This window comes from Paenibacillus sp. FSL M7-1046, assembly GCF_038007405.1.
Classification (GTDB): Bacteria; Bacillota; Bacilli; order Paenibacillales; family Paenibacillaceae; genus Paenibacillus_AQ.
Genome location: NZ_JBBOXB010000001.1, coordinates 693,321 through 709,560, shown reverse-complemented (window position 1 = coordinate 709,560; position 16,240 = coordinate 693,321). Strand labels below are relative to the sequence as shown.

Annotated in this window: 16 protein-coding genes; 9 read left to right on the top strand and 7 right to left on the bottom strand. The window is 52.1% G+C overall.

Translation table 11 applies throughout. The annotated features are described in order from the left end of the window. Positions 1 to 135: 135 nt before the first annotated feature. Genes NYE29_RS02815 through NYE29_RS02800 form a run of 4 tightly spaced genes read left to right on the top strand, consistent with a single transcriptional unit; the run spans position 136 to position 3,135 of the window. Positions 136 to 801, top strand: a complete 666-nt coding sequence (locus NYE29_RS02815) for an amino acid ABC transporter permease (RefSeq protein WP_038587225.1) — start codon at positions 136 to 138, stop codon at positions 799 to 801. Then, complete coding sequence (locus tag NYE29_RS02810; RefSeq protein ID WP_340894256.1) at positions 782 to 1,459, top strand: amino acid ABC transporter permease; 678 nt, start codon at positions 782 to 784, stop codon at positions 1,457 to 1,459. The genes NYE29_RS02815 and NYE29_RS02810 overlap by 20 nt, the downstream gene beginning before the upstream one ends. 22 nt (positions 1,460 to 1,481) lie before the next feature. Beyond that, positions 1,482 to 2,228 carry an amino acid ABC transporter ATP-binding protein gene (locus NYE29_RS02805; protein WP_038587230.1) on the top strand — a complete coding sequence of 249 codons (747 nt, stop codon included), beginning with the start codon at positions 1,482 to 1,484 and terminating at the stop codon, positions 2,226 to 2,228. A gap of 31 nt (positions 2,229 to 2,259) precedes the next feature. After that, positions 2,260 to 3,135: a cysteine ABC transporter substrate-binding protein gene (locus NYE29_RS02800; protein WP_340894253.1), complete on the top strand. Its 876-nt coding sequence runs from the start codon at positions 2,260 to 2,262 to the stop codon at positions 3,133 to 3,135. Positions 3,136 to 3,236: 101 nt separating this feature from the next. Here NYE29_RS02800 and NYE29_RS02795 read toward each other — a convergent pair whose 3' ends face one another. After that, positions 3,237 to 4,262, bottom strand: a complete 1,026-nt coding sequence (locus tag NYE29_RS02795) for an RluA family pseudouridine synthase (RefSeq protein ID WP_340894252.1) — start codon at positions 4,260 to 4,262, stop codon at positions 3,237 to 3,239. Between the two features lie 314 nt (positions 4,263 to 4,576). Here NYE29_RS02795 and recQ point away from each other — a divergent pair, with 314 nt between their 5' ends. The 3 genes from recQ to NYE29_RS02780 are packed head-to-tail and all read left to right on the top strand — an operon-like array spanning position 4,577 to position 8,897. Beyond that, positions 4,577 to 6,412, top strand: a complete 1,836-nt coding sequence (recQ, locus tag NYE29_RS02790; RefSeq protein ID WP_038587234.1) for a DNA helicase RecQ — start codon at positions 4,577 to 4,579, stop codon at positions 6,410 to 6,412. Between the two features lie 15 nt (positions 6,413 to 6,427). Beyond that, complete coding sequence (locus tag NYE29_RS02785) at positions 6,428 to 8,329, top strand: B12-binding domain-containing radical SAM protein (protein WP_038587236.1); 1,902 nt, start codon at positions 6,428 to 6,430, stop codon at positions 8,327 to 8,329. Positions 8,330 to 8,348: 19 nt separating this feature from the next. Beyond that, positions 8,349 to 8,897, top strand: coding sequence for a GNAT family N-acetyltransferase (locus NYE29_RS02780; RefSeq protein ID WP_340894249.1), 549 nt, complete (start codon positions 8,349 to 8,351; stop codon positions 8,895 to 8,897). A 160-nt stretch (positions 8,898 to 9,057) separates the two neighbouring features. Here NYE29_RS02780 and NYE29_RS02775 read toward each other — a convergent pair whose 3' ends face one another. From NYE29_RS02775 to NYE29_RS02760, 4 genes are all read right to left on the bottom strand, one after another. Then, positions 9,058 to 10,017 carry a serine aminopeptidase domain-containing protein gene (locus NYE29_RS02775; protein ID WP_340894248.1) on the bottom strand — a complete coding sequence of 320 codons (960 nt, stop codon included), beginning with the start codon at positions 10,015 to 10,017 and terminating at the stop codon, positions 9,058 to 9,060. A gap of 208 nt (positions 10,018 to 10,225) precedes the next feature. Continuing rightward, the gene (locus NYE29_RS02770; RefSeq protein ID WP_038587240.1) at positions 10,226 to 11,194 is read right to left on the bottom strand and encodes a type I phosphomannose isomerase catalytic subunit; all 969 of its coding nucleotides are present in this window, start codon (positions 11,192 to 11,194) and stop codon (positions 10,226 to 10,228) included. A 105-nt stretch (positions 11,195 to 11,299) separates the two neighbouring features. Further along, positions 11,300 to 11,905 (bottom strand): tRNA (mnm(5)s(2)U34)-methyltransferase, encoded by a 606-nt coding sequence (locus tag NYE29_RS02765; protein WP_076112649.1) that lies wholly within the window; start codon positions 11,903 to 11,905, stop codon positions 11,300 to 11,302. After that, a complete protein-coding gene (locus NYE29_RS02760) occupies positions 11,905 to 12,858 on the bottom strand; it encodes a TIGR01212 family radical SAM protein (RefSeq protein WP_038587243.1) in 954 nt (317 codons plus the stop codon). The genes NYE29_RS02765 and NYE29_RS02760 overlap by 1 nt, the downstream gene beginning before the upstream one ends. A 353-nt stretch (positions 12,859 to 13,211) precedes the next feature. Between NYE29_RS02760 and NYE29_RS02755 the strand changes: the two genes are divergently transcribed. Both NYE29_RS02755 and trmB read left to right on the top strand, forming a co-directional pair. Next, positions 13,212 to 13,394 carry a hypothetical protein gene (locus NYE29_RS02755; RefSeq protein ID WP_038587245.1) on the top strand — a complete coding sequence of 61 codons (183 nt, stop codon included), beginning with the start codon at positions 13,212 to 13,214 and terminating at the stop codon, positions 13,392 to 13,394. 229 nt (positions 13,395 to 13,623) lie between these two features. Then, complete coding sequence (trmB, locus tag NYE29_RS02750) at positions 13,624 to 14,340, top strand: tRNA (guanosine(46)-N7)-methyltransferase TrmB (protein WP_340894247.1); 717 nt, start codon at positions 13,624 to 13,626, stop codon at positions 14,338 to 14,340. Between the two features lie 111 nt (positions 14,341 to 14,451). Here trmB and NYE29_RS02745 read toward each other — a convergent pair whose 3' ends face one another. After that, positions 14,452 to 15,567, bottom strand: a complete 1,116-nt coding sequence (locus tag NYE29_RS02745; protein ID WP_340899592.1) for an MGDG synthase family glycosyltransferase — start codon at positions 15,565 to 15,567, stop codon at positions 14,452 to 14,454. Between the two features lie 56 nt (positions 15,568 to 15,623). Continuing rightward, entirely contained in the window at positions 15,624 to 16,151 is a 528-nt protein-coding gene (locus tag NYE29_RS02740) for a phosphatase PAP2 family protein (RefSeq protein WP_038587250.1), read from the bottom strand. Positions 16,152 to 16,240 lie beyond the last annotated feature (89 nt).

Here is a 16,240-nt window from a genome sequence, read left to right as displayed (position 1 = left end):
AAGCTAGAATAGCCATTGAAAGGGCTGCAGTCCTTTGAGTGTCAGCTGATACTCATGGCCGATTATATAGCCGACTATACACATTTATATAGTTGTATATTATGGGTTGATTTTACGACAGAAGGTTGTGCACTTATGAATTTGGATTGGGATTTTATACTGGAGAGCTTGCCGCTTTACGGGGACGCGATGTGGCTGACAGTGAAGCTGGCATTCTGGGCGATTCTGTTCTCCACCGTTCTGGGACTGCTGTTCAGCATTATTTTGTATTACAAGGTACGGGGGCTCCGGATGGTGATTCATGCCTACGTCGAGCTGTCGAGAAATACCCCTCTGCTGGTCCAGCTGTTCTTTCTCTATTATGGCTTGCCCAAGGTAGGCCTTCGCCTGAGCGAAGTGACCTGTGCCATTGTCGGCCTGACCTTTTTGGGCGGCAGCTATATGACCGAGGCGTTCCGCAGCGGAATTGAAGCGGTAAGCCGAACGCAGCTGGAATCAGGGCTCAGCATCGGGCTATCCAAATTTCAGCTCGCCAGGTATGTGATTTTTCCGCAGGCGTTTGCAATCAGCATTCCTTCTCTGGGAGCCAACGTGATATTTTTGCTGAAGGAAACCTCGATTGTCGGCGCCATTGCTTTAATGGACCTGATGAATGTGGCGAAGGATCTGATCGGCATGCATTACAAAACAGCGGAATCCCTATCGCTTCTGGTGTTGTCCTATCTTGTCCTTGTGCTTCCACTGTCGCTGGTCCTGACATGGCTGGAAAGGAAGGTAAGATATGCAGAATTCGGGGATTGAGGTGCTGTTTGATGGATCGAATTTTGAGCGGCTGCTGGGCGGTCTGCTGGTCACGATAGAGATTTCGTTCATTTCCATTGCAATTGCAATGGTGCTTGGCATTGTGATGGGGCTCTTGAGAACCCTGAATTCGAAACCGCTAAGATTTGTCCTGCGGCTCTATCTGGAGGCCTTCAGAATCATCCCGATTCTGGTCTGGCTCTACGTGGTACATTTTAGTTTTACTCCCCTGCTCGATATCGATATCAGCGGAGAGGCTACCTCTATCCTGGTATTTAGTTTATGGGGAGCAGCCGAAATCGGAGATATCGTACGCGGGGCATTGGAATCGATGCCAAAACATCAGGACGAATCCGGCAAAGCGCTGGGCCTCAGCAAAGGGCAGCTGTACCGGTATATTCTGATTCCGCAAGCGGTCCGCAGAATGGTGCCGGGTTCGATCAATCTGGCCACACGCATGGTAAAAACTACCTCGCTTGTTGTGCTGATCGGAGTGATCGAGGTGGTGAAGATCGGACAGCAGATTATTGAGCTTGGCGTGATCAAGGCGCCGAATGCTTCCTTTTGGGTCTACGGCTTTATATTCATTCTTTATTTCGCCGTATGTTTTCCGTTGTCCAGGATTTCCAAGAGAATAGAGCGCAGATGGCAAAATTAGCATTCAGGAAGGAAGAAGGGCGATGGCAGATTCCAGAGAGATTTTGCTGGAGGTAAAAGGGCTGGAGAAAAGCTTTGGAGACCGGAAGGTTCTGAATAATATAGAGCTGCAGGTGGCGAAGGGGGAAGTTACAGTTATTCTGGGTCCGTCGGGCTGCGGGAAGAGTACCTTCCTGCGATGTCTAAACGGCCTGGAGCCGATTCAGGGGGGAGAAATTCGGTACCGGGGGCAGAATCTTGCCGGGAACGCTGTAGATTGGCGTGAAGTAAGGCAGCATATCGGCATGGTTTTTCAAAATTATGAGCTGTTTCCCCACATGACGGTTATAGACAACATTCTGCTCGGCCCGCTTAAGGTACAGAAGAGAGACGGCAAGGAAGCGCTGAAGCAGGCAGAAGAGCTGCTTAGCAGGGTTGGACTGCTGGACCGCAAGGATGCGTATCCCCGTCAATTGTCCGGGGGGCAGAAGCAGAGAATCGCGATTGTCAGAGCGTTATGCATGAATCCGGAAATTATGCTGTTCGATGAAGTGACGGCCTCTCTTGATCCCGAGATGGTGCGGGAAGTGCTGGATGTCATTCTGGGTCTGGCCCAGCAGGGAATGACCATGATCATTGTGACCCATGAAATGGGTTTTGCCAAGTCTGTTGGAGACCGGGTCATATTTATGGACCAAGGTAAAATTTGCGAAACTGCGGCTCCGCAGCAATTTTTCACCAAACCGGCGACAGAGCGTGCCCAGCACTTTCTGGATATATTTCAGTATTAACAAACTATATAGAAATTGGGGATGAAGAGGGATGAAAAAGAGTTTGAAATTTGCAGTATCGGTTATGGCAACTGGAATGCTTTTGCTGGGTTTGACCGCATGCGGCAATTCGGGGAACAACAAGGAAGGGGCCGCTTCTTCAAAGTTTGCTTCTATTGAAGAGCTTAAGAAAAACGACAAGATCCGGATCGGTGTGTTCGCCGACAAGCCGCCGTTTGGTTATGTGGACTCCGAAGGCAAAAACCAGGGGTTCGACGTTTATGTCGCCAAAAGATTTGCCAAGGATTTGCTGGGGGATGAATCCAAGGCAGAGTTTGTGCTTGTGGATGCAGCCAGCCGTGTGGCCTATCTGGAATCCAATAAGGTTGATATCATTATGGCTAACTTCACAGTAACCGATGAACGCAAAGAAAAAGTGGATTTTGCCGCTCCTTACATGAAGTTGTCCTTTGGGATCGTTTCTCCTGACAGCGCGCCAATCACTTCCATTGACCAGCTGAAAGAAAAGGGCCAAAAGCTGATCGTAGCCAAAGGTACAACTGCCGAAACCTACTTCACAAAAGAACATCCGGAAATCGAGCTGCTTAAATTCGACCAGTACACAGAGATTTTTGCGGCACTTAAAGACGGACGCGGCGCAGCTATTGCCAATGATAATACGGAACTGATCGCGTGGGCTAAATCCAACCCCGGCTTTACCGTAAGCATCCCGGCTTTTGGCGGCCAGGATACGATAGCACCGGCAGTTGCCAAGGGCAATACGGAATTGCTGAACTGGATCAACACCGAACTTGAGACGCTGGGGAAAGAGCAGTTTATTCATCAGGCGTATAAAGAAACATTAAATGAAGTATATGGGGAAGGCTACACCGATGATTTGGTCGTTGAAGGCGGAAAGATCGAGTAGCACAGAGAAAGACACCCTGGAGGGTGTCTTTTTGCATCCATGCGGGGCCACCGAAATAACGATAACGGGTCTGAAATACAGGTGCTTGGTGTGATCAGGAATCAGTTGGTTGGCGCAGGGGCTGTGTATTTCAGGAACGTCTTGGGAATGGCGCTTTCAAAGGTCAGCAGTTCTCCTGAAGTCGGATGAACGAAGGAAAGCACGCGGGCATGAAGGCCAAGGCGGCCTACGGCCTTAGTCTCTGCGCCGTATTTCTTATCACCGGCGATAGGGTGGCCGATGTCAGCCATATGCACACGGATTTGATTTTTGCGTCCGGTTTCCAGTTGTACCTCCAGCAGAGAGAAATGGCGGTTGGCTTGAATAAGCTTGTAATGAGTTATGGCATGAAGCCCGTCGCCTTCATGGGGACTGGAATACATTTTGAGGGTCGAAGTTTCCTTCAGCCAGGAGCTGATGGTCCCTTCGGCCTTTTTGACGGCCCCTTCCACGAGTGCCACGTAGGAACGTTCCTTTACAGTTTCCTTCCACGTATTTTGCAGCTTCTGCTGAATGGCTTCACTCTTGGCAAACATCATCACGCCTGAAGTATCACGGTCCAGCCGGTGAACGACATAAATACGGTTGCGCGGATTGGTGAGGCGGACATGCTCCATCAGCTGGCGGTATGCCGTTAATTCATTGTCTTCCCCGGTGGCAATGGACAGCAGTCCTGCATCCTTCTGGATAATAATCAGATCATCGTCCTCATGAACGATGGTCAGCAGGGTCATCTCTTTGGCCTGTACTTGCTTCTCTTGGTCTATGGTTACAGTCTGACCCGGATGCAGCTGGAAATTGTGCCGGGTTATTGGTTTGCCGTTTACGGAGACCTGTCCGCGGGCGAGCAGTGACTTGACGGAGTTCCGTCCCTTGTTTGTGATTACGCTAAGCAAAAAAGGCAGCAGCTCTGCGGGCTCAGTTATGGAATAGCTTTTGACGGCAGCCTGTCCCTTCGCTTTGGCAGTGATGCCAGGCTTAGCGCCTGATTTATGGTTTCTTGCCCCTGATTTTGGCTGTGATTGGGAGGGGCCTCCGGGCTTGCCGCCCCGTTTGCTTGCCTCTTTGGGATTTCGTCTGGTGTTCATGCCTGCATTCTCCGTCCTCTAATATTGTATTCCTCAATATACCATGGGCCGTGAAGAAATACTATGGAGGGGTCCCTACATAACACTAATCAGCCCGACAATAATGAGGATAGAGAGGGCTCCATAGATCCAGCCAGCACAAAGGCCAATTTTCTGGAAAGGAAAATTGCGGATATCTATCAAGTGTTGCTTTGAACGGTGATTTTTATGTAATGATTTGAATATGAACCTCCGGTTTTACCACTCCGGTTGTTGCTCATTAGTCTTTTGCCCGGTAAACTAAAGAGAGAAAGTTCTAAGGAGTTTTGAGAGATATGAAGATGCAAGCACCTACTATGGAACAGGCGCAGGCTGAACTGCAAAAATATTACGGCTATCCCGACTTCCGGGAGGGCCAGAAAAAGATTGTCGAGAGCTTGCTGGAGGGTCATGATACGCTGGGCATCATGCCAACCGGAGGCGGAAAATCGATCTGCTATCAGGTTCCGGCGCTGCTGCAGCCGGGGCTGACGCTGGTCATCTCGCCTCTGATCTCGCTGATGAAGGATCAGGTGGATGCACTGACCACTGCGGGGATACCTGCTGCCTATATCAACAGCACCTTAAGCGGCAAGGAAGTGAATGAGCGCATCCGGGCTGCGCGCCGCGGCGAGCTGAAGCTGCTTTATGTTGCACCCGAGCGGCTGGAGCTGGACTGGTTCCGGTTAGAGATGGCCGGGTTATCCATCTCATGCGTGGCTGTGGATGAAGCGCACTGTGTATCCCAGTGGGGCCATGATTTCCGTACAAGCTACCTCGCGGTATCCCCTTTTGTAGAGGAACTGCCGCAGCGGCCGATTCTTGCCGCATTTACCGCGACTGCTACCCCGGAGGTCATGGAGGATATGGTCCGGCTGCTGCGTCTGCGCCAGCCGGGCGTCTTCATGACCGGGCTTGGCCGGGATAATCTGGCGATGTCTGTGCTGCGCGGGGAGAACAAACGCGAATTCGTTCTGGATTATACCGCTACTCATTCCCATCAGCCGGGTATTGTATATGCGGCTACCCGCAAAGAGGTTGATGATCTCTATCAAAGACTGCAGGCGTCGGGAATCGCTGCCGGACGCTATCATGCCGGAATGAATGACCAGGAACGGGCAGAGAGCCAGGAAGGTTTCCTGTATGACGACATCCGTGTGATGGTCGCTACCAATGCCTTCGGGATGGGGATCGACAAGTCCAACGTACGTTATGTTATCCATTACAATATGCCGAAGAATATGGAAGCTTATGTTCAGGAAGCCGGACGTGCCGGACGGGATGGTGAGCCGAGTGAGTGTATCCTGCTCTTCAGCGCGCAGGACATTATGACGCAGAAATTTCTGATTGAACAGAATCCGCAGGACCCGGAGCGCAAGGCGAATGAATACCGCAAGCTGCAGCAGATGATCGATTACTGCTACACCACCCGCTGCCTGCGCAGCGCACAGCTGAATTATTTCGGTGAAGATCACGGGGACAAGCCCTGCGGCATCTGCAGCTCCTGTACGGATGAACGGGAACTGGTAGACATGACAGTGGATGCGCAGAAGATTTTCTCCTGCATCCACCGCATGCGTGAACGTTATGGTGTGGCGCTGGTTGCTTCGGTGCTCAAGGGCTCACGCAACCAGAAGGTGCTGCAATACGGCTTCGAGCAGCTGCCGACTCATGGCGCGATGTCGAGCCGTACGGAGAAAGAGATTACCGAGAGCATCAATGTGCTGATCTCGGAGGGATATCTGGCCCTGACAGAAGGCCAATATCCTGTGGTGCGGCTGCAGCCGCTGGCTGCCGAGGTACTGCGCGGCCAGCGTGAGGTGCAGCAGCGTGTGGCCCGTCCTTCACGCACCGGCGGAGCCTCCGGCGGGCGGGACCGCAGCCGGTCGCGGGATCTTTCGCCGTCGGCCGTCAATGAGACGGTCTTCGAGCAGCTGCGCCTGATCCGCCGCGAGCTGGCGGGACGCGAGCATGTCCCGTCCTATATCATTTTTAATGATGCGACCCTGCGTGAGATGAGTGTGGTTTGCCCGCAGACCGAAGCGGAGATGCTGAGGGTGAAGGGTGTCGGGGAAGTGAAGTACCGGAAATACGGCAAGCCGTTTCTGGAGTTTTTTCAAAATGAAATGTAAAGAAGGTTATGAGGCATGAGAATCGTCCTGGCCACATTAAACGCCAAGTATATCCACACCTCGCTTGCCATCCGTCTTCTGAAGGCGTACAGCGAGCATGAATTCGAAGATATCCTTCTGGCGGAATACACTATCAAAGATCCCGTGATGAATATCGTGTCAGACCTATTCCAGAAGAAGCCCGATGTTATCGGCTTTTCCTGTTATATATGGAACATCGAGGAGACCGTCAAGCTGATTGGCATACTCAAACAGGTGATGCCGGAGGTCACTATCGTGCTAGGCGGGCCGGAGGTGTCTTACGAGCCGCTGTACTGGATGAAGCGGGAAGCCGGGATTGATTTTGTTGTAAACGGCGATGGGGAAGAGACCTTCCACCATCTGCTGCAGGAATTGCGGGATGAGCGCAAGTTCCATTTTGTATACGGTGCGGCTTACCGTAAGGGCGAAGAGCTGATTGTCAATCCGCCGCGTCCGAAGACGGATCTGAATACACTGCCGACACCGCACCGGTTTCCGGATGATCTGCCGGATCTCAGCAAGCGGATCGTTTATTTTGAGACCAGCAGGGGCTGTCCCTTCAACTGTCAATTCTGCTTGTCCAGCATTGAGGTAGGCGTACGCTATTATGATATCGAACGGGTCAAATCCGATTTGCTGTATCTGATCGAGAACGGAGCCAAGGTTATCAAGTTTCTTGACCGTACCTTTAATATCAACCGCAGCTATGCCATGGAGATGTTCCAGTTTCTGATTGATAACCACCAGGGCTGCGTGTTCCAGTTCGAGATTACCGCGGACATCATGCGGCCCGAGGTCCTGGATTTTCTGGCCCAGAACGCTCCTCCCGGCGTCTTTAGATTCGAGATTGGCGTGCAGTCAACCAATGACGAGACCAACGAGCTGGTCAAACGCCGCCAGAATTTCACGAAGCTATCGCGTACGGTGATGAAGATTAAGGCCAGCGGCAATATCGATCAGCATCTCGATTTAATTGCCGGACTGCCCATGGAGGATTATTCCACTTTCCGTAAAACCTTCAACGATGTATTTGCCATGGAGCCGGAGGAGCTGCAGCTTGGGTTCCTGAAAATGCTGCGCGGCACCGGTCTGCGTGCCCAGGCAGCCAAATATGACTATACCTATATGGAACATGCCCCGTATGAGATTCTCAGCAGCCATGTGATGCCGTTCTCCGATATTATCCGGCTCAAACGGCTGGAGGATGTGCTGGAGAAATACTGGAACAGCCATCGGCTCGACCATACTGTGAAATACCTGATCCGCCATGTGTTCCAGTCGCCGTTTGATTTCTTTCAGGAATTCGGGGATTACTGGGAAGATCGGGGCTGGCAGAAGATCGGCCACCAGCTGGAGGATTTGTTCACCCGTCTGCATGCCTTCCTTACAGATCGCGGGACAGATGCCATGAACATCATTACCGGGCTGATGAAGCTTGATTATTTCCTGGGGCACAAATATAAGCCGCGCAAAATCTGGTGGGATGTCTTGCTGGATAAAGCGGATTGGTCCAAACATATGAAGGATATCGCTGCTCATCCGGGATTGATATCCCCGCAGCTGGCGGAGGCCGGATACAGTGAACGTGAACTGCAGAAGTTCATGATGCTGGAAGTGCTGCCTTTCCGTTTGGAGACGGTACTGGATTCGATCAGCGGCCTGCGGGCCGATGAAGGCTTGGCTGATGCAGAAGCGAATACAGAACCGAATGTGGAGATGAGTGGTGTGTCTGGCAATATCGGTGAAGCGAACGCAGCAGCGGCGGCCGTAGCGGTAAATGACAGGGCCACGGCTGTGGCCGAAGCTGAGGCAGGAGTGGGAGGAAACACGCTGCTGATTGTGCTGTACCAGCAGGATGACAGCCAGCGGGCACAGTATTATACACTGCCTTTGTAGAAGGAGGATTCTTCCGGCTATGAGCAATCAACCTCTGGTCAGATTGACTTTGTATGAAGAGAAGCTGCGGGAAGGGCTGCTGGCGTTTCAGCTTCCTGCGGAGCAGGCGGAATTCACCGGCTTGCCTGAGGAGACTATAGATGGTGCCTTGCAGGACGAGGGGAAGGTTCCGGTTGTTATTGTGGTTGGAGAAAAGCCGGTAGGATTTTTTATCCTGCATACCGGAGCGGGTATCGCCGACTTCTACAACCATTGGTCTGAAGCGTTGCTGCTGCGTGCGTTCCTTGTTGACTATGCCAGCCAGGGGCAAGGGTTTGCCAAGGCTGCAATGGCTTTGCTGCCGGGTTTTGTCCGTATTCATTTTCCGGCAGTCCGTGAGGTGGTGCTGGCTGTGAATGAGCGCAATCTCCCGGCAGGAAATCTCTATCTGCGTGCTGGTTTTCGGGATTACGGTCTGCGCAGGAGCGGTGCAAAAGGATCGCAGATGATTCTGCAGTATTCGCTTGAGGAATTCAGCGCAGGTTCTGGCGGGGGCATGAACAACGGGGACGGCTGCGGGAGCGGCTAATCAGAGCATGACCCGCAGTCCGCTGTTTGCAACGTTCTCAACGGAGTGTCAGTTACATTATTCTGTTTGTTTATATGCTGGACTTTCGACGGCTTGACTAAAAGTTTGTTCAAAAAAACAGGCATTCCATTATTTCTGGAATGCCTGTTTTTGTTCGCTTTTATATTGGATTCGATTGAAGCAGAGACTCGGCAGGGAGGTGCCGGACCAGCCAGTCTAACACGTCGGCTGTGACCTCGTTATGATTCACTTCGTTCAGCATTTCATGTCTGCCTTCCGGATACAGCCTGTACTCCACATCGCTTAATCCTTGCTCCTTGTAGATGCTGGCCAATCGCAGCACACCTTGCCCCTGCATGCCCACAGGGTCCTTGGCCCCGGAGAACAGATACACCGGCTTATTCTTGCATAATGTCAGCAGTGTTTCGCGGGACTGGATTTCGCGCAGCAGCCGGAAGAAATCCCGGAAGAAGCGGGTGGTGCAGATCGCACCGCAGAAAGGATCGGCGATGTAACGGTCCACCTCCTGCGTGTCACTGCTTAGCCAGTCAAAAGCCGTTCTTACCGGAGAGAAGGAACGGTTGTAAGGGCCGAATACGAGGCCGTTCAGCATTACGCTGCGATGAAGGGCTCCCTGCAATCTGAACTGCATCCCGGCCAGTGTTTCCCCGGCTCTCAGCATATTGCGCGGACCATTGGTGCCGCTGAGAATAAAGCCGGTGTATATTTCATTGCCATGCTCACACATCAGCTTCTGTGCCAGGAAGGAGCTCATGCTGTGGGCGAGCAGGAAGATCGGCAGACCTTCATGCCGGGAAGAGGCAATCCCGGCAAGCTGGAGCATATCGCGCCGCATCCAGTAGAATCCGTTCTCCCCGGTATCGCCAAGCAGGTTGACCTTCCCGGCAGTTTTGCCGTGCCCACGGTGATCATTGGCATAAACTGCATATCCGGCCCCGGTGAGCGCTAATGCGAAGCGGGTATAACGTGCAGCCGTCTCACACATGCCATGTGCAATTTGCACGATGCCCCTGACCGGAGCTTCTGGCTCCGGCAGCCATTCGTACACATGAATATTCACGCCGAGGGGATCGGTCATTGTAAAGCTGTTTTCCTGCATTATCCTGCCCTCCTAAAAGTTTGTAAAACATCTGCTTCCTTGATCATACGCCGTACCCACTCCGCTCTGAAGCATTAGCTTGTTTTGTGAGTGATACATCTGAGTATTGTAGGAATCGCTGATACAGCTCTTTATCGGAAAGAGTAACGAGAGAAAACCCCGCTTTACACTGATTCCCTGCTGCGGGTTTGCCTTATAAGTATGAATTTCAGGGCAAATAAGAACGCAACACGGTAGAGTGGCCTTCGATTCCGTAAGAGCCAAGGGTTGCCGGAAGCAGATAACATTCTCCTGCGGCATAAGGCTGGGAACCGCCCTCCCACGTCAGGTGTCCGCTGCCTTCGCAGATGACGAGAATGGTGAAGCTGTCCGGAGTCGTGGCAAGCTCCCATTGTCCGTTTACAAGGCCTTTTTCAACGATGAAATAAGGAGAGGAGGCGATTTGCAGCCATTCTCCGGGAACGGCGCCATCTGTCTTCATCGAGGTGGCTCCCGCACCTTCATAGGCGGTTACATTCAATGAATCCTCAATATGAAGCTCGCGCGGCTTGCCGTCCAGTCCCGGACGGTCATAATCATAAATCCGGTATGTAGTGTCAGAGTTTTGCTGGATTTCGGCAACAACGACTCCTGCGCAGAGAGCGTGAACGGTGCCCGCAGGAATATAGAAGGAATCTCCGGCAGAGACGGTAATCTCCTGAAGACTGTCCATAACGGTTCCATTCTCCAGTGCATCTCGCAGTGTCTCCCTGGTGACATTTTCTTTCAGGCCGTAAATAATCTTGGCACCCGGCTTGGCGTCCAGCACGTACCACATTTCTGTCTTGCCCAGTTCACCCTTCGGCAATCCTTCATAGTCATCTGTAGGATGCACTTGCACGGAAAGGTTGTCATTGCAGTCCAGCAGCTTGATCAGCAGGGGGAATCTTCCGCCTTCTTCGCTGATGCCTTTGCTGCCGAACCATTCCTGTCCAAACTGCTCACGGATTTGATCGAGCCCTTGTCCGGCGAGTTCGCCGTTTACGACGGAAGAGGTGCCGTTCGGGTGATCGGCGATCATCCAGCCTTCGCCAATATGGCCCTCCGGCAGTTCGAGCCCGAATTTCTCCAGTGCGCGGCCGCCCCAGACGCGTTCTTTAAACTCCGGCTGAAATTTTAAAGGATATGGTTTTGTCATCACAACATCTTCCTTCCAATTTGTAATATTTACTTGCTTCTGTTACTTACAGCGTGTCAATTTTGTGAGCTGAATGCCAAAATGCCCGATTTTACTCATTGCTATTTAGGCTTCAGTTCCTTTTTTCTTCTCTACGGCTACTACGTAGGGAGCGGAAGACCGCTGCAGCTGGCGGTACACAATGCTCTGCGCCTCCTGCTGGGCAAGCCCTGCCGCCCATGACTCAACGGCGGAGGCTTCGCGGTCTCCGCCGTCATGGCCCGGGTAGAGCACCGCCGTGACGATGCCGCCCGGGCGCAGCAGCGAGAGCGCGGCCTCCAAGGCGGCCAGCGTGCTCTCCGGCTCGGTGATGATGGTCTTGTCGGCATCGCCGGAAGGCAGGTAGCCGAGGTTGAACATCACCGCCGACACCGTTCCGCGCCACTCCGGCGGAACGGCATCCGCCATCGCTGCATGGCTGCGCTGCAGCAGTGTTACGGGAGAAAGCGCTGACGGCGCTTCCTCCCGGGCCAGCCGCAGGCGCTCTTCCGCAAGCTTCAGCGCCGCAGGCTGAATGTCGAAGCCGTACACCCCGCCTCGCGGCCCTGCCGCCTTGGCGAGGAACAGCGTATCGGCACCGGTGCCCACGGTGGCGTCAATGGCTCTGCCGCCGGACATTAGGCGTTCGGCGGTTAATTTATGAGCAAAACTAAGGACGGACATGAAGCCCATTAGCTCTTCCTCCAGTACTTACCCTGCCAGGTGTCGCGTGCAACCAGCTCATCATCAATTGCGTTCAGCACTTCCCATTTCTTAAGGCTCCACATAGGCCCGATCAGCAGGTCGCGCGGGGCATCCCCGGTCAGACGATGAACAATCATCTCCGGCGGCAGAATTTCCAGCGAGTCGGCAATCAGCTTGACATATTCGTCCTGCTCCAAAAACCGCAGCAGGCCAGCCTCATATTGCTTGACCATCGGCGTTTTGCGCATGAGATGCAGCAGATGGATTTTGATGCCCTGAACACCCATGCGGGCAACAGCCGAAACAGTTTCCAGCATCATTTCATGAGTTTCCTGCGGAAGCCCGTGGATAATATGGGTACAGACGCGGATGCCGTGACGGCGCAGCTTCTCGACAGCCTCGACATAACACTTGGTATCATGGGCGCGGTTGATCAGTTCGGAAGTGGAATCATGAATGGTCTGCAGACCCATCTCCACCCACAGGTACGTACGCTGGTTCAGCTCGGCGAGATATTCGACGACATCATCCGGCAGGCAATCCGGACGTGTGGCGATGGCAAGTCCGACCACACCCGGCTGCTGCAGAATCACTTCATAATATTCTCTCAGCTCCTCGACCGGAGCGTACGTATTGGTGTAGGCCTGGAAATAACCGATATACTTTGCATTCGGCCATTTCAGATGCTGTCTGTCGCGCACATTGTTGAACTGGGTAACCAGATCATCGCGGCGGCTTCCGGCGAAATCGCCTGATCCTCTGGCGCTGCAGAAGGTGCAGCCTCCTTTGGCGATAGAGCCGTCACGGTTAGGGCAGGTAAAACCGGCGTCGAGCATTACTTTGAATACCTTGGTATCCATCTGTTCGCGCATTTCGTAGTTCCAGGTATGAAATCGTTTATCTCCCCACAGCAGTGGAGAAGAGGTCTCTAGAAGACTCAACAGGTGCAGCTCCTCTCTTAAATATAAGAACGTTTATTTTTAGGGCTGAATGACTGCTTCCCCCCCGAAGTTATCCTTATATTGTCGCTAAAATGACGGTGTTCCGGAAAGGCAACGTAGAGCCATTTTATTTTAACCTATCCATTGTATCAAAAAACAGCACCCAGCGTAACATTGGCGCCTGCGGAATCTGTGAAAAAAAGGCTAAAAATAAAGGGTTTTCACTTGTTAATGCTTACACATTATGTTATATTTAAATTGTAAAAAACCTGATACAGCAAGCATAATTTTCATTTATTGAATTCATAATTTCGTGTCGTCCGATCCATAATAAAACCCAAGAGGTGATCACGATGAATTCTCAAACATCATATGCCGAAGGCAAAGGCTCCATTGATGTGCAATTGACTCCTGATGAAGCGCTTGCGCTTACGGGCGTGGAGTTTAATGGCAACCATAAGATTAAGACAGAAGCGCAGCGCAAGATCAGAAATGCGTTCGAGAAGAAATTTGATTTTAATACACCGGCAAGGTAGACTATGAACTGTTGAACTAGTGGACCCCAATTCCAAATACAACATAAAGGGAATTCTCCGGCGGATTTTTTGCCCCCGTCGGAGAATTCCCTTTTCCTTTTGGCAAATATATGTAGAAAATGACGGAATCAGCATCTCTTCACTGAAATCCCTTTACTTTTGCAGATAAGTTCGGCACAATATTGCAAGTGATAGTTATTGTAATAAGTGAATAAGCGGAGGAATACCTATGCGTTTACGCGGAAGAAAAGGAATACGTGAAAGCCTGGAGGAACAGACCGATCTGGTAATCCTCGATCCACGCAGCCTCAAGGGGCGGTGGTCTGAATTGTTCGGCAACGATCATCCGATTCATGTGGAATTCGGAATGGGCAAAGGACAGTTCATTAGTCAAATGAGCTTCAAATATCCCGATATTAATTTTATCGGCGTTGATATGTACGATGAGTTGATCCGCCGCGCGGCTGAGAAAGCCCGTTTGGTGTGGGAGCCGGCAGGACATGAGACGCCGCCTAACCTCAGAGTGGCACTCGCCAATATTAACTACGCGGAGGAAGTGTTTGCTCCAGGAGAGCTGGAACGTATATATCTGAACTTCAGCGACCCTTGGCCGAAGAGCAAGCATGCCCGCCGCCGCCTGACGCATCCGCGTTTTCTTGACAAATACCGCGGGTTACTCAGTCCGCTGGGGGAAATTCATCTGAAGACGGATTCCCGGAGCCTGTTTGAGTACTCCCTTAATGCGTTTGCCGACTATGGGCTGCAAATGAAGAATATCTCTCTTGACCTGCATGCGGACGGTGTCATTAATGAGGAGCATGTCATGACGGAATATGAGACCAAATTTTACGGCCGTGGCGTTAATATCCAGCGCTGCGAAGCGATTGTCGGGGCAGAGGCGCTGGAGCGGTATCAGGCCGCCCGGCTGGATAAATACCGGCTGTAGAACAGTTAATGCCGATTTATGTCTCCACCAAAGCAGAAGTATATAAAAATGGCAGTCCAAGGAGAAATTCCCGGACTGCCATTTTTATATGTCCCCTTGTTCTTGTGGGCGTTATTCGAGCATATCAATAATGCTTTGGGCGCTTTGCAGCGGATGAAACCTGGCGATCTCTTCCAGATGGCTTTTTCGTTTGGCCTGCACGTCCTCATAGTTGTAGAGCAGCCGCTCCATCCATTTGTCGACTACATCCAGCGATGAAATCGGTTCTCCAAGACCTGCAGCCGTGAAGTAGCGGCAGTTCTCCTCTTCCTGACCTGGCAGGGGGTGATGGAAGAGCATGGGGATACCCTTGGCCAGCCCTTCGCTGCAGGTCATTCCTCCTGGCTTGGTAACGAGCAGATCGGATACCTCCATCAGCTTGTCAATCTCGCGGGTAAACCCGATCAGGGAGATATTGGGATGAATGTACCGGTGGTCCTCGTTCATCTCGCTCAGCAGTTTATCATTCGTGCCGAGACAAAAGACAATCTGGACTTTCTCCCGCCAGCTCGCCAGCGCTTCGTTCACGACCTCATCGTTCATCATGCCCCAGCCCCCGCCCATAACCATAACCGTCGGCAAGTCCTGCAGGCCGAATTGCTCCAGAATTTCCGCTCTTCCGGGATGCTCCCAGAAGTTGGGGTGAACCGGCATGCCGGTAACCTGGATTTTGGCGGCGGATACGTTTCGCCGGCGCAGCTTGGCTTTGACCTCCGGAGTGGACACCAGATACCGGTCTACCTCAGGGCTGATCCAGGTGGCATGGGCATCATAATCCGTGATCACCGTAACGAGCGGCGCTTTGAAGGCCGGATCCAGCCGTTTCAGGCGGGACACCACAGCGCTGGGAATAAAGTGGGTGCAGACGATAATATCGGGCCTCAGCTGCTTCACAATATTTTTCGTATGTGTATAAAATAAGCGGTGCAAGGCAAGCGTGGTAAGACGATTAAATGATTTCTGGTGACGGTACACGTACCCCATCAAGCGGGGCTGGGTCGTCACTGTTTTGCGGTATGCCGACACAACAAGAGGCGCCAGCTTTGGATTCAGGAAATTTCCTAGCTCCAGCACCTTCGTTTGCACTTGGGGCGATAACTTGCGCAGGCTGCTCGACAGCGCGTAAGCTGCCTGCGTATGTCCTGCGCCAAAACCTTCCGACAGCAATAAAACTCTTTTTTTGCGCAATGTTGGATTCACCTGTTCCCGGATGGATTTCGCCGATATGACTTGTGATGCAGGCTTCAGATCCATAAAACAACGGTGCCTGCCGCAACGCCAGTGCCGATAACTGCTCCTGCAAGAACGTCAGAAGGGTAATGCAGTCCCAAATAAATGCGGGAGAAACCGACAATAGCGGCCAGCGGCAGCAGGAAAACGGTCAAGGCAGGGTAAGCCGCCATATAAGGTACCGTTGAGGCGAAGATAGCTGTAGTATGACCTGATGGAAAAGAATGATCTTTAAGCGGATTGTGAAACGTATTCGTTCCCGGCAGCGCCAGATAAGGACGCATGCGCGGGTATAACTTTTTAGCAACAGCGACGGGCAGGTGGCTGACAGCCAGAGCCGTGAGAGCCTGGAGTCCCGTTGTTCTCAAAGGCTGGGGTGAGAGCGCCCAGATCAGCACATTGATACCGATGGCGCTTGTTGCTCCGCCCAGATGGGTAAGATAGAAAAGCCAAAAGTTCAAAAAAGGGTTGTGCAATCGTCCGTTGATCCACTTGAAAACTTGCCGTTCCCAGAGATGTAGTTTCATGAATAAATGTTTCATACTTTGTCCCTCCGATAGTCCGGCTGAGGATAATAAACGCAGCAGCAGCCACTCGATCCAAGACCTGAAAGCTGTCTTTATCATACGTT